Consider the following 24,045-nt stretch of genomic DNA (forward strand, 5'->3'; position numbering starts at 1 on the left):
TCCTCCTTTGTAAAAAATTTTGGCTACCAAGTAAAAGATTGCTTTTTGATCCATTGATCATTCGGCAGATCTTTCATTGCTTCTTCGATTCTTTGACCTGTAGGGATCATCAGATCACCTGCTAACTCATGCAATGGAATCAAAGCAAAAGCCCTCTGAAGCAAACGAGGGTGAGGAATAACTAAGTCTGGTAAGTCAACAACTCTTTGGTCATATAAGAGTATATCTACATCCATCGTCCGAGGACCATATCTTTCTTTTCGTACTCGGTGTAAACACTGCTCTACTTTTTGTGTATTTGCAAGTAATTCTATAGGGGGTAAAACTGTATCGATCTCCGCTACTAAATTATAAAAATTGGGCTGATCCAAATAGCCAACAGGTGATGTTTCATACAAAGAAGATACTCTTCTGACAGAGATACCTTGCGAATGATGTAAAAGTGCCAATGCCTGTTGTAATTGTCCAATCGGATCACCTAGATTTGCACCCAATCCCAAATAGGAGATGATTCGTTTGCTCACCTGGATCGAACCAATTCTACACCAACGGATTCATAATGACCCGGAATTGGTGGATCAGGTTTGATCACCCTTACCATAACTTCTGGCACTAGAAAGTTAGTAAGAAGTGAATCTGCGATATTTTCAGCTAATGCTTCAATTAATCGAAAACGCTTCGTTTCGACAACAGACTGAATTACTTCGAACACAGCACCATAATCAATGGAGTGCTCCAATTGATCACTCTCTCCGGCTGTCTTTAAATCCAAATGTATTTCTACATCTACCAAAAAGCGCTGTCCGAGTTTATTTTCTTCTGGAAACGCTCCATGATAAGCATAAAAGCTCATCTGATTGAGCATTATTTTATCCATTTTCACCCACGGCTCCTTTTTTATCTTTGCAAATGAGAAAGCTCTTGCTTTAGCTATGGGTATCTCAGTTAGCTGGACACTGGATGAGTTTTCCCATCCAATAAATCTGACAATAATTAGAGAACATATTTAAAAAACAAATTTTCTCGTTACTATTTGCTAAAGATAGCATAAAGCTAGTGGATGATCGTCCAACAACCCATCTTGTTTACATATGGGGAATGGCCAATACATCCATCATCTTACAAAAACGAACCGTCTGCTGTACATCATGAACTCGAACAATATGGCATCCTTTGTGAATACCCCATCCCACTGTCGCCAATGTTCCCTCTACTCTTTGTTCAACTGGAAGATCGAGCGTTTTCCCAATAAACGATTTACGAGAGGTACCAAGCAATACTGGATATCCCATTTTAACAATTTCATCTAATTGTCTCATGACAAAAATATTTTCCTCTAGTGATTTGGCAAAACCAATTCCTGGATCAAGAATAATATTCTCCGTTTTCACTCTTGCATGTTTGACTGTTTGAATGGACGATAAAAGGTCTTGTTTGACATCCTCCATCAGATTGTCATAAACAGCATTTTCACGATTATGCATCAAAATTACCGGGACATTTAGTTCTCCCATCACATAAGGCATTTTCGGATCTTTCTTTGCACCCCAAATATCATTGATGATATGTGCTCCTGCATGAATTGCTTCCTTTGCAACCTCTGCTTTATACGTATCAATTGAGATAGGCAAGTCAATCCGTTTAGACAAAGCTTCAATAATCGGAATTACCCGCTGTAATTCTTCATCAACTGACACATATTGAAAACCAGGTCTAGTGGATTCTCCGCCAATATCAAGTATATCCGCACCATCATCTTTCAACTTTTCTGCATGTGAAAGGGCATGATCAAGGGTATTAAACCTGCCGCCATCGGAAAAGGAATCTGGTGTAATATTTAATATCCCCATGACAAGCGTACGTTTTCCAATAGGAAGAGAATGTGATCCAGCAAATAACAACGAAAGTTCCTCCTAAGATGCATACGTATGAATAAAATTAGTCAATAGATGCTTTCCATGTTCGCTCAGCAGAGACTCAGGATGAAACTGGACACCTTCTATTGGATAAGAACGATGTCGAACAGCCATAATTTCACCTGATTGCGTTTTTGCACTTATTTCTAATGAGTCAGGTAGAGAGGATGGATCGATGATTAATGAATGGTACCTTGTTGCCTTAAAAGGAACCGGAAGACCAGTGAAAATCCCTTTTCCATCATGATAAATTTCTGATGTTTTCCCATGCATCAACTCGGAAGCTCGAACGATCTTCGCACCAAACGCTTGGCCGATTGATTGGTGCCCAAGGCATACTCCAAATATCGGAATCTCACCTGCTAATTTCTCTATCACTTTCAACGTGACACCTGCATCATTTGGTGTCCCAGGACCTGGTGAAATCACGATCATTTTTGGTTTTAAAGCACGTATTTCATCCACAGACTTTTCATCATTGCGAAAAACGTGTAGATCTTCTCCTAATTCACCAAAATACTGCACCAAATTATACGTAAATGAATCATAGTTATCAATCATCACTATCATCTCTACTCCACTCCTCTAGGCTTTTCTCCGCTATTTAACATCATAATGCCCCATTTTAACACAGAATGAGAGAAAACCAAAAAGAAAAAGCGAGATATCTTTATCTCCACTTCTTTATCAGCAACTGATATTATAAACATATCCTAGTCGTTTTGGAGGAATCATGTCTGGTAACGTCACTGAGGAGCAGGGCAACAAGGGCTTCTTCGGCGATACGCTCATCATCGAATGCGTGAAGACCACGGCTATCACCGGATGCGACGGTTATGCCAACTGTGCTTATACAGAAGCCACCTTCTACATTTGTGAAGGAGGAGAGGAGAAGGCACGCTGGTGGATCGCTATCCGCCACACCTTCTCCGACGACAAGTTCCAATTCATCACACAAGTGATGGACGAACGGCTGAAGGTGTCTCTTGCCGCTGGTCAAGTCATCGAGGTCCCCGACGATGGGTTCAAGTGGAAGGTGACCCGCAAGGGCTGACCTGACCACAAAACGGCTGAGTACGAGCAACACCCGTGCTCAGCTGCCCGATTATAAAAGACAAAATAAAAAAGCCAATCTGATTACAGATCAGCTTCATCCTCTTACTTCTCTTCAAATTGATACAAAGGTGTTGTCAAATAACGTTCCCCATTACTTGGAATGACTGCTACTACTTTCTTTCCAGCACCCAAGCGTCGAGCTACTTTAAGTGCAGCTGACACTGCTGCTCCTGAGGAAATACCAACTAAAATCCCTTCTTCTCGTGCCAGCTTTCTTGCCCATGTAAATGCTTCTTCGTTATCCACTTGTACAATCTCATCATATATTTCTGTATTTAAAATAGGAGGTATAAAGCCAGCGCCAATTCCTTGGATTTTATGAGGTCCTGGTTTTCCTCCTGATAACACAGGAGAATCTGTTGGTTCTACTGCGACTACATGCAAGTCAGGAAAGGATTGTTTGAGTATTTCTCCAACACCAGTGATTGTTCCCCCAGTTCCTATCCCAGATACAAATGCATCGATTTGCCCGTCAGCTTGATCAGCCAACTCTCTTGCTGTTGTCTCGCGATGCACTTTGACATTATCTTCATTGTTAAATTGCTGAGGCATAAAGTATTCCGGATGTTCCTGCTTTAACTCCTCTGCCTTGGCTATCGCACCTTTCATGCCCTCTGCTCCAGGTGTCAAAACCAGCTCAGCACCATATGCACGAAGCAAGTTGCGACGTTCCATGCTCATCGTATCCGGCATCACTAAAATAGCTCTATATCCTTTGGCAGCTGCTACCATTGCTAGTCCAATTCCTGTATTACCACTTGTAGGTTCAATAATCGTATCTCCGCGTTTTAACTCACCACGTTCTTCCGCGCCTTCAATCATGCTAAGAGCAATCCGGTCTTTTACACTTCCACCTGGATTGAAAAATTCCAACTTTAAATAAACATCTGCATCAGCTTTTCCGACAATGTGATTCAATTTAACCAAGGGTGTTTCACCAATTAATTCAAGTATGTTATTAGCAACTCGCATGTTAATCCCCCTAATTCCGAGTAATAAAACAGGAATATACGAGTTAATCTTATCAACTACATGAATATATTGTCAATCCAGAGATCCTATGACGGTGAGCAATTCTTCTTTGTTAAACAAATATTTCTCATTACAAAAATGACAAACTACTTCAGCTTCTCCTACCTCATCAACAATTGCCTCCAACTCCATCTTGCCTAGACCAACTAACATGTTTTGTACTTTTTCACGAGAACAAGTACAGCCAAACTGTGTTTCTTTTTTTTCGAGGAATTTGGCGTCTTCTCCTAGTATTTGCTGCAACAGTTGTTCCGGAGTTTTTCCTTGTGCGAGTAAATCCGTGATGGATGTTATCTTACCAATGCGCTCTTCCAAAGTATCAATGACTCCATCAGAAGCATTTGGCAATAGTTGAATCATATAACCTCCAGCGACTAAAATCTTATCGCGGTTTACCAATACACCAAGACCAACAGAACTGGGAGTTTGCTCTGAGGAAGTAAAATAATACGTAAAGTCTTCAGCCAGTTCTCCTGATACGATTGGAGAAGCACCTTGATATGGGTTGCCGAGCCCAAGATCGCGAGTGATATAAAGAGAACCCTGTCCAACAGCCCCAGAAACATCTAGTTTTCCATTTTCCTTCAAAGGAATAAGCACATCTGGATTATCCACATAGCCGCGAATCGTACTTTCACCGTCTGTTTCTGCAACGATCTTTCCCAATGGCCCATCTCCATCAATTTGCAGTGTAATTCGCTCTTTTTTCCCTTTGATGGTAAGACTCAATAAAGATGCCATCGTTGCTGTTCTACCAAGAGCCGCACTCGCCACAGGAAAAGTAGTATGTCTGCGCTGCAATTCTTGCACAAGATTGGTAGTAAGGGCAGCAAATCCACGTACGTAGCCATCAGCAGAAATTGCTCGTATGGTATAGTCCATCTCTATCCTCCTAATTTACATTCCTTTTATAAATAATTTTTAATCCTTCCAGAGTCAACAACGGATCAATTTTGTCAATCGTTTTAGTGCTATGGCAAATAAGACTGGCCAAACCACCTGTGGCAATTACTATTGGGGTACCTGAAGATTGCTCTTTCATCCGATTGACGATGCCATCCACTAATCCTACATATCCATAATAAATACCAGATTGGACAGCATGTACAGTATTTCTACCTACGACTTCTGTGGGCTGTACAATCTCTACTCTTGTAAGTTTCGCTGCCCGTTGATATAGGGCTTCCGAGGAGATTTGCACACCAGGGGCGATTGCTCCACCGATATATCTTGCATGTTCATCAACATAACAGAAAGTAGTAGCTGTTCCAAAATCAACAATAATAGCTGGAGCACGATACAGTTCGATCGCTGCTACTGCATTAGCAATTCGGTCTGCCCCCACTTCTCTTGGATCTTCGTACAAAATAGGTAAACCTGTCTTGACACCTGGCCCCAACACAAGCGGCTCAGTTAATAAGTATTTTTCACTTAATTTCCGTAATACATAAGTCAAAGGGGGAACGACAGATGCGAGAATAACACCACTTATTTGTGAAAATTCAAGTCCAACATGAGTAAGAAGCTGCTTAAAAGTCATTGCATATTCATCTTCTGTTGCATTTCGATCTGTTTGCATTCTCCAATGATGCAAAAGTTTATCTTGATCGTATACACCGAAGACAACATTTGTATTTCCTACATCAATTACCAATAACATGATCTTTGACTCCTTTGTTTCAATAAAACAATCTCGGAAATTTACAATTGTTTCAGAAGAAACGACCAATAATTTCATTTTGTTCCCCAAGAAAAAAAACCTGTATGACCTTTTGGGTGAAAAGGAGCGGCTAGAGAAAGCATTTTTCCGCTAGCCTTTTTGATCCTTTCTCCCATGGAGTGTCTATACTAGGTTCTTGTTTTTACAAATCTTTTTTTGGTGGCTCATCATTTTTCGTTTCATCAGTGTTTGTTTCATCAATTTTTGGTTCTTCTAAATTTGTCGCTGGTGGTTCGATTTTTTCCACTTTTGGTTCTTCTTTTACAGATTCGTCTTTGCTTTGGATCGTAACGACAACATTATCGTCAATCTTTCCATTTTCCAGCAATTGTTTTATTTGCTCTTCATCGAGTGTTTCACGTGTTAACAGTGTTTCTGCAAGAAGATTAAGCTGTTCGCGGCGCTCTGTCAACATTTGTTTCGCATCATTATAACATTTGCGAATAAGTTCTTGCATTTCTGTATCAATCTCATATGCTATCTGATCAGAATAGTTTTGCTCATGACCAAGATCGCGACCTAAGAAAACTTGTCCCTGCGTTCTACCGAACTGCATGGTAGCAAATTTTTCGCTCATTCCATATTCGGTAATCATAGAACGGACAATCGATGTGGCACGTTCAAAGTCATTACTAGCACCAGTACTTACTTCACCAAACACAACCTCTTCTGCCACCCGTCCACCTAATAAACCAGTGACTCGATCAAGCAATTCACCCTTGGTTGCGATATAGCGGTCTTCTTTCGGCAGCATCATGGCATATCCACCAGCTTGACCACGCGGTACAATTGTCACTTTATGTACTGTATCGGCATTTTTGACATAATACCCAACAATAACATGACCTGCTTCATGGAAAGCAACAATTCGTCTTTCTTTTTTGCTGACAACACGACTCTTTTTCTGAGGTCCTGCGATTACGCGGTCAACCGCTTCATCAATTTCCAGCATGGTGATCTTTCGTTTGTTTTCACGAGCTGCTAAAAGTGCTGCTTCATTCAACAAATTCTCCAAGTCTGCACCAGAAAAACCTGTTGTTCGCTGTGCTACTACAGACAATTTTACACTTTCATCAATAGGTTTGTTACGTGCATGCACTTTTAAAATTTCTTCTCTTCCACGAACATCTGGGCGATTCACCAAAATTTGACGGTCAAAACGACCTGGACGCAGCAATGCAGGATCTAAAATATCCGGGCGGTTTGTAGCTGCCATAATAATAATACCAGCATTTGCATCAAAACCATCCATCTCTACAAGCAGTTGGTTAAGGGTTTGTTCCCGTTCATCATGTCCGCCACCAAGCCCTGCCCCACGTTGACGACCAACTGCATCAATCTCATCAATAAAGATGATACAAGGTGCATTTTTCTTTGCCTGCTCAAACAAATCACGAACCCTTGAAGCCCCAACCCCTACAAACATCTCAACAAAATCGGAACCACTGATAGAGAAAAATGGCACTTTAGCTTCCCCAGCAACAGCTCTTGCTAACAAAGTTTTCCCTGTTCCAGGAGGTCCGACAAGTAAAACACCTTTTGGAATACGTGCACCCATCTGTGCAAATCGTCTATTGTCTTTTAAGAAATCGACAATCTCGATAAGCTCTGTCTTCTCTTCATCAGCGCCTGCAACATCGTTAAAGGTAACGCGTTTCTTTTCCTCATTATAAAGCCGTGCCTTACTTTTCCCGAAGTTCATCACTCGGCTGCCGCCGCCTTGTGCTTGATTCATGAGGAAAAGGAAGAGGATTATTACAGCCACGATCGGAATAATGGATGTAAAAATAGAAATCCAAATAGAGTCGCTTTTCGTTTTCTCCACAGAAAACTTCACATTGTATTTTTGCAAATCTTGTGTGACGGTAGAACCGTAACCTAAAGGTCCTTGTGTGACAAATGATTTAGATTTATTGTTTTTATACTTACCAGTAATGTGATAGGTATCACCTTCTGGTTGAATGACAACATTGTCAACTTGATTTGTTTTTAACAGATTATAGTATTCACTATACGTTAGTTGCTTCGTAGCTGAACTTGTATTAGCTACGAGATTAAACACACCAACAATAACAAGGATGAGGGTAACATACAATAATCCATTTCTGAGGAAGTAGTTTTTCATCCTTGGCCTCCTCTCCAGTCCTTATCAGTCCATTTATATGAAAAAATTGTGTTCTTCGCAAAAGAGCACTTGTTCATTCTAGCACAAGTAAAAATGGTCGACTACACTCCTATCTTTTTTCAACTAAATTCTGTTACTCTTGGGAGTATACTTCTTCTTTTAAAACACCTATGTAAGGCAAATTTCTATATTTCTCGTTGAAGTCAAGCCCATAGCCGATCACAAATTCATCCGGAACTTGAAAACCAAAATAATCTGGTACTAAGTCTGCTTGTCGTCTGGAAGGTTTGTCTAACAAAGTTATCGTTTTCACTGATCGGGCATCACGCCCCTTAAAGAGCTCTACTAAGTAACTAAGAGTAAGTCCCGTATCAATGATATCTTCTACTAGGAGAATATCGCGATCTTTTACTGATGTATCAAGATCCTTTATGATTCTAACTTCTCCTGAAGATTTGGTAGATGCCCCGTAACTCGAGCAAGCCATAAAATCGATTTCAATCGGTAATTCAATCTGACGAATGAGATCTGCCATAAAAGGTGCTGCTCCTTTTAATATGCACACACACAACAAGTCTTTCTCTTGGTAATCATTTGTAATTTGTTTTCCTAAATCCACAATCTTTTGCTGAATTTGTTCTGTTGAAACCAAAGTCTTTTTCACATCTTGATGCAAAGTAATGTTCCCTCCAAACGACTTGTAAAGCTGAGCTGTTCCCAATTATGTATTACTGTTCCCTCAAATTCATTTCAACCAGCTGAGAATAAGAAATTGAGTTGTTTCTTTCGTAACCGGAGCAATCGCCGATCGCCGAACATCTGGAATCCAGATAATCTCATCATCCATAGTAATGACTGGATATTTATCTCTCTCCACAAGAGAAATTTTTTTCTCCATAAATAAAGATTTTACTCGCTTATGTCCATGAAAACCATAAGGTTGGATACGATCACCTGTACGTCGATTTCGCACGTACATCTGATGAAGTTTAAGCAAATCAGCGTCGAAGATCGCTTTGTGATCAGATTCACGTATAGGTTCATCAAAATTTGTAACAAGAACAGCTTGAATCGAACCTTGTTGTAAGTAAGTAGTTCCAGGAATACGAAGAGGAACCAACCACTCTTCTTTTCCCATTTCATTTATGTAATCTTTGGTCAAACGGAGTTTCTCATATGATCTTACTCCTTTTATTCCACCGGGAAGGGAAATCCATACCGAAGGAGATGGGTGTACCGTTAATTGTAACACCTGTTCAATCGAATGATAAGGTAAATTTTCATCAGTTAGACAATTTAATATTAGTTTAACGATGCGCCTTTGTAAAGCAATCGGTTGAGTAAGTAAGGATTTAATATCAATATGATACTCCTGATCACTAATTTTTTTGGAAATAATTGGCACAATATCCTCTGTCCATTTTTTCCACACTTCCTCGTCTTCTTCCAATAATTTTCCGAGTTGCAAAATCGCTTGTTTCACTTGAGGATTATAACGCATCATATCAGGTATAAGCTCTAATCTCAATCTATTTCTTGTATAGTCAGTCGATTGATTGCTCTCATCCTGCCGTGGAATAATCTTTACAGTGTCAAGATATTGCTCCAATTCCAACCGGTAAAAGCTTAACAGTGGACGTACAATCTGCAAATGATGCCAATTGCGCAATTTAGAAATTCCAGTGAGACCACTAGGACCAGTGCCTCTTAGCAAACGCATAAGAATCGTTTCTACTTGATCATCTGCATGATGAGCCAAGGCTACTTTATTGATATTCCATTGTTGCGCAACTTGTAAAAATGCCTCATATCGAAGTGTACGCGCTATATCTTGTTTATTTCCTCCTTCTTTTAACTTTTTAGCTTGCACATCTACCTTCACGATTTGATAAGGGATCTGCTGTTTTTCACAGAACGCTGCAACATATTGTGCATCTTCTTTGCTATTTTGCCCACGAAGTTGGTGATCTACATGAACAACATAGATTACCCATCCATGATACTTTGCAAGCTGGGTTAACCCATAGAGTAAAGCCATGGAATCGGCTCCACCGGATACACCTACTAATACCTTATCCGCCTTCTGCAAAAGTTGATTTTGTTTAATTTCTTGTTCAAGTTTTGTTAGAAACAACAGGGCCACCTCATAATCAAATGGTGGTTTTATTTTACCAATTTAAACACTTCATTTCCAATCTATTGCCTACAAAAAAATAGACGAAACGGCATTTTAAAATACCGTCTCGTCCTACAAAATTAATTACTTGCAAGCTGCCTATCAATTCTGCGTATACCAGGGATTCGAATGGAGGACCACTCCGGCGCATAGCGTTCTACCTTTGATACCACTACGGTCATATCATCATGAATAGCGCCTTGGTGCCCACGAACAACTTTTTCAAGCAGACAATCTGCGAAATCTTGTGGGTCTTTTGTATCTATTTCCTGAATAATTCGATTCATAAATGCTTCTTTATTCATCGCATGTCGAGAGGCATCATAAACTCCATCACTCATCATGATCAATATATCTCCAGGTTCGAGTTGCATGTCAATCGGTCTGACATCAATTTCTTTTAAGATTCCAATTGGTGGACTGGAAGCGGCTAATTTAATAATTTTTTTGCCACGCTTAATAAATCCTGGTGTAGAACCGATCTTCATAAACCTCCCTCTTCCCGAATTTAAATCAATCATCGCTAAATCGATGGTCGCAAACATTTCATCCATTGTACGCAAGGATAAAATAGAATTTACTGAGTCTACCGCTCGCTCTTCATTCATCCCAGCTTGTAACAGTCTGCGAAGTAATTTTAATGCTGCACTGGATTCTTCTTGCGCACGTTGGCCATTCCCCATACCATCACTAATCGCAATAGCGGCTTTTCCTGTTCCTAGATGCAGAGAACAAAAACTGTCTCCAGATATGACAGCTCCACCCTTTGCAGCTACAGCTGATCCAGTTTTCAGTTCAAATTTTTGTGCAGATCCTAGTGTAATGATCGCTCCAGACATTCCATCTTGAATCATTTTGCGATGTACGCTGATCGGTTCTCCGATAATTTCTGTCAACAACGGAGCAATTAACTTTTTACACTCATCTAATGCGTCAGTATGTGGCATTACCACTTCTATCTCTACTTTTCCTTCCGCTAAGTTCAATACATCCACTCGTTGAATGGCAATCCCTAAAGATTCCAAAGAAGAATGAATTTGATCTTCTTGTACTGTCAACACTTGAGCTTCATGCCGGATCTCCCTAGTCAACTTCTCCATTACTTCTGCCATTCCACTCAATTGATCAGAAACAATTTTTTTTGACTCATCGATTTTCTCTTTCCAATACACTCGTTCATGATGATATGCATATTGGGCTTGACATGACTCCAAGACTTTATCCGGTCGGATACAATGCTCTGTCCAAAAGGCTGGAGGCGATATTGGTCCATCGCCGCTCGATTCAACTAATGTAAGTAAATTAGTCATCCCTTGATAGGTTTTTACTACTTTTCTTTCCCAGCAGTCAGTAAACCGCCGGCAACCCATACATGCTTCCTCCATAATATTGCCAATAAATTGATTGACTTGCTCTTCATCGTCTTGTCTTTTGCGAGAGACATCTTCACGAAAACTTCCTGCTAATTCATAAAACAACTCAGTAAATCTCTCTACTTTTCCTGCTGTTGCATCACGCAATCTGCGAATATACTGCTGATGCGCCATCTGATTTTCAAATGTACCCGGAACCAAACGAGACAATTTCATAAACACGGATTCTCTTGTTAAAAAGAAAACAAATATAGCGATCATGGACTCTTCTAAGGAGATCCAAAAGTTACTGCTGCCTGCCTGGTAGAAAGATAGAATAGACGAACCGAGCAAAAATCCGATTGCTACACCAATTCTTCTACCTTCTTGAAATAATCCAGCTAATAGACCAGAAAACGAAAGCAGCGATATTTCCAAAATTGCCTTTACATCTGATAAATTTAATATAAGACCTGTTACAACCCCCATCGATGCACCTAGCATGCCACCGCCAACAAGTGCGAGCACCAAGATCATATAGCGGGAAACAATGTGAACAACGGAAATGTCTCCAATATGCCAGCCAATCATCCCTGTTAATACAGAACCCATTAAAATAACGAGACAGACCATTTCTTCATGTTTTAATCCAAGTCGATTTTTTTTCACGGTAAAAAGTGGTAATGATTGGACAAAAATAAACGTAAGAATAAAACTGAGCAAAACATCAACAACCGAAAGTAAATAAGGATAAGTGCTGTATGGCTGCCAACTAAACTCGATCAGGTGGCCCACGATGCTGCTGATCAATACAATAAACGGGGTGGAAGATAAACTTCCTCTGCCAATCCATTGGAACACTTTGTGAACAATGAATAATACCATAAAAAAACCAGTCATTTTCACAGCTGCCATCGTTCCTGTAGTAGCTGAACCAAGCAGCAAGAACATCATCACTAATGGCCATTCTCGTCTTCCTAAATGAAAAAGTACTGCTAAGTAAGCCAATGCAAAAGGCGACATTGAATCGAGAATAGATGCGCGACCTAACAAAAAACCCATTGCCAAAACTGGAAAGTTCCACATTTTCGTAAATCGATGAGAAAATCGCTTCATCCACCCTTTTTCTAAGAATGATTGACGATATAGAATACTTTTCATAAATGACATACTAGACCCCCGTTTGTCTTATTTGTGCCCCCAATTATAGGTGGCAAATTTAAAAATGTTTGTCAAAACGCCTGTAATTCCAAAAAAACTTTCCGACAAATGGAGCACCCTATATAAATAAAAGTTTGAAGGTCAAAAAAAAGAAACAGTGTACCCAATTTTTTTGGGTACATCTGCTTCTTTTTTCGTCTTATGATGTCGATAAGTAAAATATGATTGGATTCTCCGACAAAACTTCCTAATAACTATCACGAACCTGTCGAAAATCTTATTTTCTTGCTATTGGTTTGGTGACAATCGGAATCATCTCTACATCCTGAACAAAACGTGGTACCAGTCTCCGTTTCGTTTGCAGTTGCAACATCGTATCCAATGTCCTTAACGCATGGACTTGTTGTCTTTTACGCAAATGGCCTTTGTCAATGGAGTCTGCAAATTCATCAACATCTATCAAATGGTATCGGCCGTCCGGATAAATGATCAGGTCAAGCAGAAGGTCTACCATGACATACCGCATTGGTGCAACCTCTTTCATTTCCATCACATCACAATAGTAATACATGAATTCGCCGTTTTTGTGGAAAACCTTTGAGATGGTATAGCCTTTCTTCACAAAATAATACGTATGAAAGATGCGCTTCCCATCAGGATTTGCATACTGAGTGGAAAAGCAGGACCGGCCGCGCCAATCACGAACTTTTTCGGTATAGGTTTTATTAATCGTAGTAAACTTCACCTTTTTGATTACCACATTCACCAGATATTTCCCACTCTTCCATACAAGAAGAGAAGGCGTAATACGCAACCTAAGTTTAAGGTTGTGTTTCGCCTTCTCCTCTCTTCTTTTGGTAGCGGCGGAGGGGCTCGAACCCCCGACCTCACGGGTATGAACCGTACGCTCTAGCCAGCTGAGCTACGCCGCCAAACAATATATAGTTTGGTTACAGGGGCAGGATTTGAACCTGCGGCCTTTGGGTTATGAGCCCAACGAGCTACCGAACTGCTCCACCCTGTGATAATAATGGTTGCGGGGGCAGGATTTGAACCTGCGACCTTTGGGTTATGAGCCCAACGAGCTACCGAGCTGCTCCACCCCGCGGCATCAGCGAACAGACTTTATTGTAGTATATGCCGATAGCATAAGTCAAGAGGTAATTTTTTTAATAACGTTTTCAAGAAGACTACATTTGTAATATATTTGTTATTTTTAGTGGTGTCCATAAGGTATGATGTCTGCCATTACGAATGGAGAAAGCATGCCAAAGCAATGGATAAACCCACTGTCAGACAATCAGAAGAAAAAAGGCTAAATCAGCTCTTGAAAAAGCCAGCAAGATCTTTTTTTATTAAAAATGTTCAGTTGACTTATCAACCAAATGGCGCTATACTTATAGTTAAGTTGATATGTCAACCAAAATGAAATACACACCAGATACCTCAAAATCATTGGCGTGAACAGAAGGGTGAGAGTTAATATGATTAGCGGAGCATTTCCTTACAACAAAAAGCGTCACCAAGTTTTCGATTTAGAAATGGCATATGTAGAAGTTGGCAGTGGTGATCCAATCGTTTTCTTGCACGGTAATCCGTCGTCCTCTTATCTATGGCGCAACATTATTCCTTATGCACAAGAATATGGACGCTGCATTGCCCCAGATTTAATTGGGATGGGAGATTCCGATAAATTACCAGTTAGCGGTCCTGACTCCTACAGCTTTTTTGAGCATCGTAAATATCTCGATGAGCTGCTCAAAAAACTTGGAATCCATAAAAATATTACTTTCGTAGTACAAGATTGGGGTTCGGTTTTGGGCTTTGATTGGGCAAGGCGACATCCTGGTGCTGTAGATGGCATCGTGTATACGGAAGCACTTTTTCCGGGTAAATGGAGCGAGATGTCAGAACAAGGGCGGAAAATCTTTCAGGCATTGCAATCTCCAGAAGGAGAAAAGATGATACTGGAACAAAACTCTTTTCTCAATGTCAATCTTCCTATTAATATTTTACGTGAGTTGACAGAGGAAGAGATAGCGCAGTATCACCGTCCCTTTATCGAACCGGGGGAAAGTCGTCGTCCGATGTTATCTTGGGCACGACAACTTCCTTTTGATAGCCATTCAGCAGTGGCCGAAATTATGACAGCTAATGGAAATTGGTTGGCAAAAAGTTCTATCCCAAAACTATTTCTCCATACAGAACAAGGAAGAACTACACAATCCCACCTAGATTTTTGTCGCAGTTGGCCTGAACAAACAGAAGTCACGGTGCCGGGAATTCATTATCCTATGGAAGATGCACCTGATGAAGTTGGGAAAGCTCTTGCTTCTTGGTTGAAAAGTTTGAAATAGAATCTAGACATTATGGATAACAGGGTATATACGAATGGTGGGTACTTCGCGGCAATGGAAGTTCCTGAATTGTTAACAGAAGACCTACGAAATTACTGGAAAAAGACAGAGATGTTATTGCTGGCTAAATCGGAGCGTGCATGGCAATTCTCCTCTCTTGATTTGTAGGGAGCTGGTACAAAGTGTACTTGCACCAGCTACTATCTATTCATACCACAAAAAAAGCTCAAACTTTTTTGAGCTTTTCTACTTATCGATTTGAACATTTTTTTCCCCTGGTTTTCCATACCCGTATTTATGTGCTTGTTCCATCAAATAATCCTTATCCCGAAACCGATTTACATCTTTTTGCAATTGTTTTGTAGTAGCTTGTGTAGCAGTTAATTCTTGTTGACGCTTATGTAGTAATTCTTCTTTCTTTGAAATCTTTACTTCTTGAATAATAAGTTGGGCAATACACCATCCAAAAAAAAGTACCATCAGCACAAACCAAGTTATTCTTCTCCGTTTTACACTTGGATGTAGTTTTGGGGGAAGCGATTTAGCAGGAGTTTCCGATTCCATAACAGGCTTTGGAGACCGAAATCTCAGCACATTATTATTCAGGTTCATCATTTCCTTTCTTCCGGCTAGCCCACCAATTTTTTATCTTCGTTGTATACGGCCTACAAAGGGTGATTAATGGAGTTAATACCCATAATAACGGTTTTGTTAATATTTTCCAAATAAAAAATAAGATGCTCTTGATTATCTTCCAAGTAAATAGGATGAGCTTTACAATCGGTCGATAAATAATTATGGAAATCGCCTTACTAATTGCTCTGATGAGCCATTCTATCATTTGTAATAATTTAGTCAATATTTTTGTGATCGGTCTTGTCAAAAACCGCAAATAAAACAAAATACCTGCAATAATAGCTAACATAATATAGAAACGCATTTCGCCCCAATTACTCCAAAGCAATACCGCAAAAACAAAACAGGCGGACGAGATCCAAAAAAGAAGGTCAATCATAGAAATCGGCCAGCCTCGCAGAGAAAAGCGTTTCGTTATTACGCGATAAATATCTAAAAAAACGCCGAGTAGTGCGCCAGAGCCAAACATCAGTGACAGTGTCATCCATTGTGTCGCTAATGTCACCGAAATAACCGCCCTAATACGCCCTTGGTTTTATCTGATCTGGGATGATTTACATCCAGATAACTAATATCTAAAAACTGCCCTCGAATCGATATAATCCCTTGATCCAGGTCTAGATTTTTCAAATGCAGTTCTTGTCCTCTAATGCCTACATATCCGTAGTGTGTAGCGAGTAAAAACTCTTCACTGTCAAAACTCTCTATACCTGTCACTCCACTTATTTCCAGCTCATTACGATTCGTGAGGATGAGCTCATGCTGTTTGCTTGTATCCTGTACCATACGATTGTCCCCCTCCTATAAAACACTTTTGCTATATAATATGGGGACAACCTAAACATTAGAACGTTATTGCGACACTGGTTCTTCCTTGACAATAGTATAAAGGGAATCTGCCATATCCTTTGTGACATTGTCAGCTATCCGTTCAATCTTTGCTGTAACCAGTTTTTGTCCAAAACGGATGGTCAGCACATCACCTGCTTTTACTTCAGAACCAGCTTTGGCAACCTTGTCATTAATGGATACCCGACCACCATCACAAACCTCTTTTGCAAGAGTTCTGCGTTTAATCATTCGAGAAACTTTTAAAAACTTGTCCAGCCTCATTGAATATCATCCTTTTCTAATTTTTTCGCTTCTTGCCACCAAATTTCTAATTGATCGATTGAATACTCTTCCATAGGCTGACCGGCTCTTTTTGCTGCCTGCTCCACATGGCGAAAACGCCGGTCAAATTTTTGTGTTGCTTGTTGTAAGGCCAGTTCGGGATCTAATTTGTAAAAACGAGCAAGATTAATCACAGAAAATAATACATCTCCAAGTTCCTTCTCCTGCTCAACACTAGTGGAAGCAAGCGATAACTCGTCTAGTTCTTCCTTTAATTTATCCCACACCCCTGCAATATCTTCCCAGTCAAATCCAACCTTAGCTGCTTTTTTCTGCTGTTCATAAGCAGTCAATAATATTGGATACGATTTAGGTATTGAATCTAGGAGTGATTCTTTTTTCGTTTTTCCTTCTGTCTGTTTTACCGCATCCCATGTTTGTACAACTTGATCAGGAGTTTCAGCATTTGCAGTACCAAATACATGGGGATGCCTGCGAATCAGCTTTTCATTTAACGTTTCGATGACATCTTGAATGGTAAATCCGTATCGCTGCTCCGCAATAACCGCGTGAAATACTACTTGCAGTAGTACATCTCCAAGTTCCTCCATCATCGATATGTCATCTTGTTGATTGATTGCATCGATAAATTCATATGCTTCTTCAATCAAATACGGTCGGAGCGATTCATGTGTCTGTTCTTGATCCCAAGGACAGCCGTCAGAACTTCGCAATTTGTGCATGATCTGCATGAGATAAGAAAATTGCTTATAAAAAACACTTTCTTCTTTTGCCGGAGGCACATACACACTAGTGAGATTTGTAAAACCGTCTTGACGGTCCAATTCGTACAGCGGTATCTTCACGATGTTTTCTTTCCCTGCAACACCAAGAGAATCAGCGATAATAACTTCATAATCATCGGGATATACATGCATAAGGGTCAACTTTACATCAGAAGCTACTAGCTGACTATAAACTTGTCCGATAAAAATATGCTGTTCTGGGTTGATGATATGCCCTGCTTCGAAATGGGTTCCATCCAGCAATTGAAATCCTTCAATTGGATCAACTCCTAATCTAGCAAAGGCAACATCAAGGAAACTCCCCCCGCCAAGCACTTCGGTCTGAATAGAATGGGATGCCCCCTCTTGCAATAGAAGTTGCACGGTACGTTCCGCTACCATCGGATGCCCTGGCACCGCATATATAATATGATCATGATTTCTCGCATACTGAATAATTTTTTGTACTATTTCCTGATAGACTGGGGCAAATTGATCATGTTTTTCATATATTTGATCAAACGTTTCAAATTCAATTCCTTGTTTTTTCATCCAAGGCACTATGGGGTGATCTTTGGTTCGTAAAAAAATCGGGTCGCCTGACTGCAATAGTTTCCATGTCCCTATCGACAGGCTGTCCTCATCACCAAAGCCCAGACCGACAACTGTTACTTTTGCTTTCACTTCACAACTTCCTTTCAACCAACAAATCCGTATGCTTATTATCATACCATGGGAATTTAGCGGAAAACGATACTACATTCTCATGAGGAAGCAAATTTTCATTTCAAGTTGTTCTATCTAGGAAAATGATATACTTTTAACAAAACTATTTTAGGGGGTTGTATGCTAAATATAGACATTGTTTCCTTAGTCTTATTTATAATCGGTGGCTTCTTTGCAGGGATTTTATATCAAATTTTCCGGCAAAAGCAAAAACAAAATGAACCATACGGTCATGCGCTGACCCTTTTTATTATTGGTGTAATTTTCATTGTTTTGATTTTGTGGTATATGGCTCGTCAAATCTAAAAATGATACCTGTTCATCGAATACAGTAATTTCAACTGAATTAGAGTATAAACATTCAATTACAAAAAATGATATACTAAAAAAAACCTTTACAGGGGGAAATATGCAAAATTTAGATTTCATCGGACTTATTATATTAGTAGTTTGTGGGATCTTTGTCGGAATGTTTTTTCAAATATATAGGCACAGAAAAAAAGAAAAAAAACCTTATAAAATTCCATTTTCTATGTTCATACTCTTGTTTATTGTAACTATATCTATCTTGTACGCCCTTTGGAGATCTTCTCATTGAATTTAACCTTATTAATTCCTATAATGAACATATCCTGCCCAGCAATCAGCCCGATTGTTCTCAACTGGCAAAAAGTGATAGGGGTATTACTACTTGCCTAAATTTGATCGCTGGGCAGGTATTTTCGGCGTATAATTATTTGATTTTTCAGAATTTTATTTTGAATCAGCCGGGCCGTGTAGATGTGTATCCACCTGGCCCGATTGTTCTCAACTTACTGATAGGGGTTTTATCTCTTGCCTGTACGCTTTACGTAGTTCACCGCTAAGTGAGTCGTAAATACGATGACTAAGAGTCCATGCAAACTGATCAAGGAATAGAAGGCGATATGTCCGAAGATGGAAGTAAAGAGGGATTCAAAACGCACAAGAGTCATCAGTCCAACTGATACCCCTAACATGCATTTTAACCACAAGCCTAATTCCTCACGCATATCAGCGGATTGCTTACGACGTTCTTCCTGCCGTTTCATCTGCTGATCTTCTAACTCACGGAGTTCTTTAGCCTGTTTTCGCTTCTCTTCTTCCAGTTCAAAGCGGATGCTCTGCTCCAGTTTGTTGTTCTCCAGCTGCTCCTTATGAAGTTGCATCTTCTTTTGACGTTTGTTGTCCTTTCTCTTAGACATTGTAAAGTCCTTTCCACCAGCAGGCGGAAAGCGTCCAAGGCATTATTCAGGAAACGTGTAATCGTCTCGACTGAATATGAGATTTACCTCGACCGCCTCACTGGCTACATACAGCGAACATCTCATGTTCACCATATGTAGCCAGTGAGGTTTATCAGTGTTGGAACAAAAATAGATATCCTAATACAAGGATATCCTTTCAAAAAAACGATGTCAAAATGTTTAGGGCCTTTATTTCATTATTTTTCTTACTAGTTTCTGCAGCTTTGGAACCATATCCAGTTCGTTTTCTGAGATTAACTGTGTGCGTAAAACTGCCCATACATAGACGATAATACCAACAAGTACCGAACCGAGACAGGTAACACTCATAGCTACCCGTACATTCTCCCAGCCGGCTGTCCCTATAAACAGAAGCCATCGCATGGTATAAGCCGCTAAACCCAATAACCCGTTAGCGATCAATAATTTTAACCAAGGGGTACGAATGGCAGGAATCAACCTTTTTATTATAATTAAGTTAAACCCTGCACCAATTGTATAAGCTAAAACCGTTGCTAAAGCTGCACCCCTAATATCCCATATGGGAACAAAAAAATAATTGAACAACCATTTCGCTATTACAGCCACTATAATGGTAACAGCTGGTACAACAACACGTCCCAGACCTTGAAGAATACCTGCGGAAGTAACACCAAGCGTCACAAAGATTGTGGAGAATGCCAAAATACATAGAGCATCGGAACCAGCCGCATCTTTAAATAACATTACATTTGTCGGCAGAGCGACGACGGCAAGGCCAATTGAAGATGGTAAACCAAGCATCCAAGTCAAACGAATCGCCAAATTCGCCCGTTCTTTTACTTCTTGCTCATTGCCTTTTTGTCTCGCAACTGTCATTGCAGGCACAATAGAAAGGGCAATTCCGGTGGCAAAAAAAGCAGCAAACTGCAGTAGAGGTCCCCCACGGTCGTAGATCCCCTTTAAGTTAATGGATGCTGCTACACTCCAATGAGAATCCACCAAGTAATTCGCAATCGTAAAAGAATCTACTAAACCAAACAAAGGGTACAGCAAAGAGTTAATACAAATTGGTAAAGAGATGATAAAAAGTGCTCTAATAACTTGTTTGGTACTTTTTTTATCATCTGTTGAGTTTGCACGCAGTTGTCCAAAACCTTCACTAGTCCGCCGATACAGCAGCAAAATAAGGAAAGCGACAAGAGCTCCTGTCGTCGCTCCAAAAACCGCCCCTGCACCTGCATAAACTACCCCTAAACCTGAACTCATTGCATACCAAGCACAAACTAAAATAGTAATCACTCGTATCAATTGCTCCATTACTTGTGACACGGCCGATGGCATCATTTCTTGCTGCCCTTGATACATTCCCCGAAAAACCGCAGTAAAAGGAATAATCAATAGAGAAAAGGACACTGCTTTAATCGGTAATGTCAAAAGTTCTCTGCTGCCCATCCAAGCAGCAATCATCGGCGCTCCGAAAAACAAGCATAGAAAGGCAATGCTTCCCATTAAAAATAACATGATCATAGATATCCGATAAATCTGCTTAGCCCCTGCATAATCCTGAACTGCGATTTTCTCAGATACAAGTTTGGATATAGCCAGCGGAAATCCAGCCGTTGCCAAAAGAAGCAGCACACTGTACAACGGGTAAACTTGACTGTATACGTACATACCTTCATTACCGGTAATATTTTGGTAAGGAATACGATACACTGCACCTAAAAAACGACAAATCATCGTAGCAATACTTAAAATAAGAGCTCCAGTTAAAAACGAACGTTGCATTTTTCGCAATATAAACACCTGCTAGCTATATGTTTTGGAAACTAACAAAGCTAACTATAGCAAATTCCCACTTTTGCTGTCATGTAAGAGGAAAAACAAATAATAACTATACGATGAAAATAGTCATACTTCGAACATTATTTGCTATACTATACATGTTATTGTTGTTTTCATATAGGAAATACTTTGGAGGATACATGACATTCGCTCTGCTCGCTCATCTTGATGAGAAAGAGTTTACAAAAACGCGGGTGCGGCCCGAACATTATAAACTACAGTTGGAACTTGTTGATAACGTAAGCACCGTCTCTTTCGATGGCAGTGGATATGTGCTCCGTGATGCTCGTTTTGATAAGAAAACGCTGACCTTTACTCCCAAACCCAATAAAACGATGCAAATCATTTATTGTAATCTGTGTTCGGCTAATCTTACCCCCTATCATGGAGTATATGAGATTTCCAAACTCCGGTTGATTGGGCGCCATGCATTCACACGATTTCATTCGGGTATACAGACTGACATTGACGTGTACAAAGTCACTCACCTCGTCTTTAACGGCTCCAATAAAATTGGATTGAAAGAATTCATGACAATGGAGACCGCACAAAAGAAGATGCCCTATATGTAACAACAAAAGCGGTGTACCATCAGGTACACCGCTGCTAATTTTTGATTAAGTGAAGTTTGCTGTTAAACAGATATGTAAACGATTATTTGATACAATGATTTTAGTGGTGACAATTGTTGCCATACAGGGTAGTCCATTGGAGGCACAATGCCGATCGTTGGGGTTACTTTTAAAGAAAAGAAGCAAATCCCTGACGGAATTCTCATTCCAGCTAATTACATCATTACTCTTTTCCTAGATGATAGCTCCATTACATGGAGTTATGTAGTTACTGGAGCAAAGTTCGATAAGAATAAAAAGGAATTCACCCCTGTCTCCGGGCGTAATTTTGAAATTTTCTCTAGTGATCATTGGAGGCCAAAGATCCCCAAGGAGCGTATCTATCCGGTTGCCAAGATTCGGCTCATCGGGAAGTACTCCCATAGTCGACACGGCGCGGATGCATTCCTTGTCACCCAGCTGGTGTTTAATAACAAACCTCCGATCACATCAGAAGACCTCATTGACCTGGAGCAGGGACGGAAAAAGACACCTTACATGTAACACAAAGGCGGTGTACCTATAGGTACACCGCCGCTAAATTATAGAAAAAGCGATAGGAATAAATAAGAACAATAACTAGATTCAAGCTATGTAATCTTAGGCTTGTCTTAGTTCTCCATCTGTTTTCCAAGAAAAGTAGATGCTGTACTTGCGAGTTTGCTTTCCAGTTCACCCATTTTGTTTCCATCTTTCTTTGATATCAATACAACTGCACCAATGGGATCTCCACCTGCATTAATTGGAACAATAATATAAGATGCATATTCCTCTGAATTTCCTTTAATAATTTCTGCAATACCGCCATTATACTCATGTTGTGCTCGGCGCGACTCCATAGACGATTCAATCATTGTACTGATTGGTTTTTCCATATATTCTTTCTTCGAACCTCCAGCTACCGCAATAATACTATCGCGATCACACACCAAAACCGTTTGTTGAATATTTTCATATAGTGCTTCTGCATATTCTTGGGCAAAGTCACTTAGTTCACCAATAGGAGAATATTTTTTTAATATTACTTCCCCATCTCTATCCACAAATATTTCTAGGGGATCTCCTTCGCGAATCCGAAGTGTACGACGAATTTCCTTAGGAATCACGACGCGTCCAAGGTCGTCGATTCGGCGCACGATGCCGGTTGCTTTCATTGTCATAGTTGCCTCCGTTCTGAATTCCTTGGTTCTTTTTGTTCTTATAAGGCATAGTATGAATCTGCTGGTAACATCTTATGCGGAGAATAAATTTATTTCATTTGGATAGAGACAAAAATAGAGAGAATTTTCTTCTGACCTCCCCTTATAGAATAATGTTCCATGAAAAAAGATGGCATATTAACTGAGTAAGTAACCATCTTCCTACTCTTTTTCGGAATTCTAATATTTTCATTTATAAAAGCAAAATTGTTTAACTGTAATTTAAGTATTAAATTATTTAATAGCATACAACATTGACGCATCAATTTTTTTTGATGTATAATCACATCAAGAAAAATTGATGCGAGGTGTTAGTAAATGCAAAGCTATTATGAACTAGAACAAGATGTGAAACAGAAACAATCAGAAATGAAAATATATAACACCACCAATCGAAAAAATTTAATTGATTCTATACTTCAATATCTGTTTCCATCTAAAAAATGAACCAGCCTATAACTGGTAATCTTAGTAGTCAAAGAATAAAAAAAGCAATGTGATATACTATTTTATTAACGAGTTAAAGAAAGAAGTGTTATAAAAATTGTCTGATAAGATAGCACGTATCTCAAAAGCTTTAAGCGACCCTATTCGTCTGCAAATACTGGATCTTATTCGAGCAGGTTATGATGTTCTTCATACCTCTTCCCCTGTGGAGGACTGCGAAGAGGGGATATGTGTGTTAGATATACAAGACGCATTTGAATTAGCTCAATCAAAAGTATCCTATCATTTAAAAGAGTTGAAACAAGCAGAATTGATTTATGAAACAAAACGAGGAAAATGGAATTTTTATATAATAAACAAAAAATTGCTTGATGAATATCAGTTAGCAATCCAAGAACGTTATCTCCGCAACTAACTATGAAAAGAAACAAAAAAGCTTACTTCATGAAAAAATGATAGTTCACAATGTACTTATTACCTA

The 24,045-nt window shown here is 39.7% G+C and carries 27 protein-coding genes and 3 tRNA genes; 7 read left to right on the plus strand and 23 right to left on the minus strand.

The genetic code is table 11. The annotated features are described in order from the left end of the window. Window positions 1-23 precede the first annotated feature (23 nt). From folK to AC5WOC_RS18640, 4 genes are all read right to left on the minus strand, one after another. The gene (gene folK / locus AC5WOC_RS18625) at window positions 24-524 is read right to left on the minus strand and encodes a 2-amino-4-hydroxy-6-hydroxymethyldihydropteridine diphosphokinase (protein WP_496056921.1); all 501 of its coding nucleotides are present in this window, start codon (window positions 522-524) and stop codon (window positions 24-26) included. Continuing rightward, on the minus strand, window positions 521-877 hold the full coding sequence (folB, locus tag AC5WOC_RS18630; protein WP_496056922.1) for a dihydroneopterin aldolase: 357 nt from the start codon (window positions 875-877) through the stop codon (window positions 521-523). The genes folK and folB overlap by 4 nt, the downstream gene beginning before the upstream one ends. A 208-nt stretch (window positions 878-1,085) precedes the next feature. Beyond that, complete coding sequence (gene folP, locus AC5WOC_RS18635; protein WP_496056923.1) at window positions 1,086-1,901, minus strand: dihydropteroate synthase; 816 nt, start codon at window positions 1,899-1,901, stop codon at window positions 1,086-1,088. Between the two features lie 12 nt (window positions 1,902-1,913). Continuing rightward, on the minus strand, window positions 1,914-2,486 hold the full coding sequence (locus AC5WOC_RS18640) for an anthranilate synthase component II (protein WP_496056924.1): 573 nt from the start codon (window positions 2,484-2,486) through the stop codon (window positions 1,914-1,916). Window positions 2,487-2,649: 163 nt separating this feature from the next. On the opposite strand from AC5WOC_RS18640, the gene AC5WOC_RS18645 reads away from it, so the two are divergent. Continuing rightward, a complete protein-coding gene (locus tag AC5WOC_RS18645; protein ID WP_496056925.1) occupies window positions 2,650-2,970 on the plus strand; it encodes a hypothetical protein in 321 nt (106 codons plus the stop codon). A 104-nt stretch (window positions 2,971-3,074) separates the two neighbouring features. On the opposite strand, the gene cysK is transcribed toward AC5WOC_RS18645, so the two are convergent. The 11 genes from cysK to AC5WOC_RS18700 form a co-directional block, all read right to left on the minus strand. Further along, window positions 3,075-4,004: a cysteine synthase A gene (cysK, locus tag AC5WOC_RS18650; RefSeq protein ID WP_496056926.1), complete on the minus strand. Its 930-nt coding sequence runs from the start codon at window positions 4,002-4,004 to the stop codon at window positions 3,075-3,077. Window positions 4,005-4,076: 72 nt separating this feature from the next. Further along, a complete protein-coding gene (gene hslO, locus AC5WOC_RS18655; RefSeq protein ID WP_496056927.1) occupies window positions 4,077-4,946 on the minus strand; it encodes an Hsp33 family molecular chaperone HslO in 870 nt (289 codons plus the stop codon). A gap of 10 nt (window positions 4,947-4,956) precedes the next feature. Then, on the minus strand, window positions 4,957-5,724 hold the full coding sequence (locus AC5WOC_RS18660) for a type III pantothenate kinase (RefSeq protein ID WP_496056928.1): 768 nt from the start codon (window positions 5,722-5,724) through the stop codon (window positions 4,957-4,959). A gap of 202 nt (window positions 5,725-5,926) precedes the next feature. Next, entirely contained in the window at window positions 5,927-7,909 is a 1,983-nt protein-coding gene (gene ftsH / locus AC5WOC_RS18665; protein WP_496056929.1) for an ATP-dependent zinc metalloprotease FtsH, read from the minus strand. 133 nt (window positions 7,910-8,042) lie between these two features. Next, window positions 8,043-8,585, minus strand: coding sequence for a hypoxanthine phosphoribosyltransferase (hpt, locus tag AC5WOC_RS18670; protein ID WP_496056930.1), 543 nt, complete (start codon window positions 8,583-8,585; stop codon window positions 8,043-8,045). Between the two features lie 69 nt (window positions 8,586-8,654). Further along, window positions 8,655-10,043: a tRNA lysidine(34) synthetase TilS gene (gene tilS / locus AC5WOC_RS18675; RefSeq protein ID WP_496056931.1), complete on the minus strand. Its 1,389-nt coding sequence runs from the start codon at window positions 10,041-10,043 to the stop codon at window positions 8,655-8,657. A gap of 122 nt (window positions 10,044-10,165) precedes the next feature. Then, window positions 10,166-12,607, minus strand: a complete 2,442-nt coding sequence (spoIIE, locus tag AC5WOC_RS18680) for a stage II sporulation protein E (protein ID WP_496056932.1) — start codon at window positions 12,605-12,607, stop codon at window positions 10,166-10,168. A gap of 268 nt (window positions 12,608-12,875) precedes the next feature. Next, complete coding sequence (locus AC5WOC_RS18685; protein WP_496056933.1) at window positions 12,876-13,364, minus strand: ribonuclease FAU-1 family protein; 489 nt, start codon at window positions 13,362-13,364, stop codon at window positions 12,876-12,878. An 89-nt stretch (window positions 13,365-13,453) separates the two neighbouring features. Then, window positions 13,454-13,530, minus strand: a tRNA-Met gene (locus AC5WOC_RS18690). Between the two features lie 15 nt (window positions 13,531-13,545). Beyond that, window positions 13,546-13,622: transfer RNA gene (locus AC5WOC_RS18695), tRNA-Met, on the minus strand. A 7-nt stretch (window positions 13,623-13,629) separates the two neighbouring features. Then, window positions 13,630-13,706 (minus strand) — tRNA-Met (locus AC5WOC_RS18700). Between the two features lie 376 nt (window positions 13,707-14,082). On the opposite strand from AC5WOC_RS18700, the gene AC5WOC_RS18705 reads away from it, so the two are divergent. Beyond that, complete coding sequence (locus AC5WOC_RS18705; RefSeq protein ID WP_496056934.1) at window positions 14,083-14,955, plus strand: haloalkane dehalogenase; 873 nt, start codon at window positions 14,083-14,085, stop codon at window positions 14,953-14,955. 12 nt (window positions 14,956-14,967) lie between these two features. Next, on the plus strand, window positions 14,968-15,123 hold the full coding sequence (locus AC5WOC_RS18710; protein WP_496056935.1) for a hypothetical protein: 156 nt from the start codon (window positions 14,968-14,970) through the stop codon (window positions 15,121-15,123). A 78-nt stretch (window positions 15,124-15,201) separates the two neighbouring features. On the opposite strand, the gene AC5WOC_RS18715 is transcribed toward AC5WOC_RS18710, so the two are convergent. The 5 genes from AC5WOC_RS18715 to yabN form a co-directional block, all read right to left on the minus strand. Then, entirely contained in the window at window positions 15,202-15,570 is a 369-nt protein-coding gene (locus tag AC5WOC_RS18715; protein ID WP_496056936.1) for a septum formation initiator family protein, read from the minus strand. Beyond that, entirely contained in the window at window positions 15,554-16,096 is a 543-nt protein-coding gene (gene yabQ, locus AC5WOC_RS18720) for a spore cortex biosynthesis protein YabQ (protein ID WP_496056937.1), read from the minus strand. The genes AC5WOC_RS18715 and yabQ overlap by 17 nt, the downstream gene beginning before the upstream one ends. Continuing rightward, a complete protein-coding gene (gene yabP, locus AC5WOC_RS18725) occupies window positions 16,093-16,377 on the minus strand; it encodes a sporulation protein YabP (protein ID WP_496056938.1) in 285 nt (94 codons plus the stop codon). Before yabP ends, yabQ begins: the two co-directional genes overlap by 4 nt. Before the next feature lie 66 nt (window positions 16,378-16,443). Next, entirely contained in the window at window positions 16,444-16,704 is a 261-nt protein-coding gene (locus AC5WOC_RS18730; protein WP_496056939.1) for an RNA-binding S4 domain-containing protein, read from the minus strand. Beyond that, a complete protein-coding gene (gene yabN / locus AC5WOC_RS18735) occupies window positions 16,701-18,173 on the minus strand; it encodes a bifunctional methyltransferase/pyrophosphohydrolase YabN (RefSeq protein WP_496056940.1) in 1,473 nt (490 codons plus the stop codon). Before yabN ends, AC5WOC_RS18730 begins: the two co-directional genes overlap by 4 nt. 162 nt (window positions 18,174-18,335) lie before the next feature. Between yabN and AC5WOC_RS18740 the strand changes: the two genes are divergently transcribed. Continuing rightward, window positions 18,336-18,521, plus strand: a complete 186-nt coding sequence (locus AC5WOC_RS18740; protein ID WP_496056941.1) for a hypothetical protein — start codon at window positions 18,336-18,338, stop codon at window positions 18,519-18,521. A 521-nt stretch (window positions 18,522-19,042) separates the two neighbouring features. Here the strand turns inward: AC5WOC_RS18740 and AC5WOC_RS18745 are convergent. Both AC5WOC_RS18745 and AC5WOC_RS18750 read right to left on the minus strand, forming a co-directional pair. Beyond that, window positions 19,043-19,438, minus strand: coding sequence for a hypothetical protein (locus AC5WOC_RS18745; RefSeq protein ID WP_496056942.1), 396 nt, complete (start codon window positions 19,436-19,438; stop codon window positions 19,043-19,045). Window positions 19,439-19,669: 231 nt separating this feature from the next. Further along, on the minus strand, window positions 19,670-21,250 hold the full coding sequence (locus AC5WOC_RS18750) for a putative polysaccharide biosynthesis protein (protein WP_496056997.1): 1,581 nt from the start codon (window positions 21,248-21,250) through the stop codon (window positions 19,670-19,672). A gap of 197 nt (window positions 21,251-21,447) precedes the next feature. Here AC5WOC_RS18750 and AC5WOC_RS18755 point away from each other — a divergent pair, with 197 nt between their 5' ends. Both AC5WOC_RS18755 and AC5WOC_RS18760 read left to right on the plus strand, forming a co-directional pair. Next, the gene (locus AC5WOC_RS18755) at window positions 21,448-21,879 is read left to right on the plus strand and encodes a hypothetical protein (protein WP_496056943.1); all 432 of its coding nucleotides are present in this window, start codon (window positions 21,448-21,450) and stop codon (window positions 21,877-21,879) included. Between the two features lie 147 nt (window positions 21,880-22,026). Continuing rightward, window positions 22,027-22,422 carry a hypothetical protein gene (locus tag AC5WOC_RS18760; protein WP_496056944.1) on the plus strand — a complete coding sequence of 132 codons (396 nt, stop codon included), beginning with the start codon at window positions 22,027-22,029 and terminating at the stop codon, window positions 22,420-22,422. Between the two features lie 107 nt (window positions 22,423-22,529). On the opposite strand, the gene spoVT is transcribed toward AC5WOC_RS18760, so the two are convergent. Next, window positions 22,530-23,072: a stage V sporulation protein T gene (gene spoVT / locus AC5WOC_RS18765; protein WP_496056998.1), complete on the minus strand. Its 543-nt coding sequence runs from the start codon at window positions 23,070-23,072 to the stop codon at window positions 22,530-22,532. A gap of 589 nt (window positions 23,073-23,661) precedes the next feature. On the opposite strand from spoVT, the gene AC5WOC_RS18770 reads away from it, so the two are divergent. Then, window positions 23,662-23,979 (plus strand): ArsR/SmtB family transcription factor, encoded by a 318-nt coding sequence (locus AC5WOC_RS18770; protein ID WP_496056945.1) that lies wholly within the window; start codon window positions 23,662-23,664, stop codon window positions 23,977-23,979. The last annotated feature ends 66 nt before the right edge of the window (window positions 23,980-24,045 follow it).

The sequence above is a fragment of the Shimazuella sp. NTD247 genome, assembly GCF_059510415.1.

Coding starts and splice junctions, on each gene's coding strand:
- yabP (WP_496056938.1), bottom strand. CDS start 16,377: ATGGTACAGGATACAAGCAAACAGCATGAGCTCATCCTCACGAATCGT.
- AC5WOC_RS18760 (WP_496056944.1), top strand. CDS start 22,027: ATGCCGATCGTTGGGGTTACTTTTAAAGAAAAGAAGCAAATCCCTGAC.
- AC5WOC_RS18740 (WP_496056941.1), top strand. CDS start 18,336: ATGCTAAATATAGACATTGTTTCCTTAGTCTTATTTATAATCGGTGGC.
- AC5WOC_RS18730 (WP_496056939.1), bottom strand. CDS start 16,704: ATGAGGCTGGACAAGTTTTTAAAAGTTTCTCGAATGATTAAACGCAGA.
- hslO (WP_496056927.1), bottom strand. CDS start 4,946: ATGGACTATACCATACGAGCAATTTCTGCTGATGGCTACGTACGTGGA.
- AC5WOC_RS18750 (WP_496056997.1), bottom strand. CDS start 21,250: ATGCAACGTTCGTTTTTAACTGGAGCTCTTATTTTAAGTATTGCTACG.
- spoIIE (WP_496056932.1), bottom strand. CDS start 12,607: ATGTCATTTATGAAAAGTATTCTATATCGTCAATCATTCTTAGAAAAA.
- AC5WOC_RS18645 (WP_496056925.1), top strand. CDS start 2,650: ATGTCTGGTAACGTCACTGAGGAGCAGGGCAACAAGGGCTTCTTCGGC.
- AC5WOC_RS18755 (WP_496056943.1), top strand. CDS start 21,448: ATGACATTCGCTCTGCTCGCTCATCTTGATGAGAAAGAGTTTACAAAA.
- AC5WOC_RS18715 (WP_496056936.1), bottom strand. CDS start 15,570: ATGATGAACCTGAATAATAATGTGCTGAGATTTCGGTCTCCAAAGCCT.
- AC5WOC_RS18705 (WP_496056934.1), top strand. CDS start 14,083: ATGATTAGCGGAGCATTTCCTTACAACAAAAAGCGTCACCAAGTTTTC.
- AC5WOC_RS18640 (WP_496056924.1), bottom strand. CDS start 2,486: ATGATAGTGATGATTGATAACTATGATTCATTTACGTATAATTTGGTG.
- ftsH (WP_496056929.1), bottom strand. CDS start 7,909: ATGAAAAACTACTTCCTCAGAAATGGATTATTGTATGTTACCCTCATC.
- AC5WOC_RS18710 (WP_496056935.1), top strand. CDS start 14,968: ATGGATAACAGGGTATATACGAATGGTGGGTACTTCGCGGCAATGGAA.
- spoVT (WP_496056998.1), bottom strand. CDS start 23,072: ATGAAAGCAACCGGCATCGTGCGCCGAATCGACGACCTTGGACGCGTC.
- AC5WOC_RS18745 (WP_496056942.1), bottom strand. CDS start 19,438: ATGTCTAAGAGAAAGGACAACAAACGTCAAAAGAAGATGCAACTTCAT.
- cysK (WP_496056926.1), bottom strand. CDS start 4,004: ATGCGAGTTGCTAATAACATACTTGAATTAATTGGTGAAACACCCTTG.
- folB (WP_496056922.1), bottom strand. CDS start 877: ATGGATAAAATAATGCTCAATCAGATGAGCTTTTATGCTTATCATGGA.
- AC5WOC_RS18660 (WP_496056928.1), bottom strand. CDS start 5,724: ATGTTATTGGTAATTGATGTAGGAAATACAAATGTTGTCTTCGGTGTA.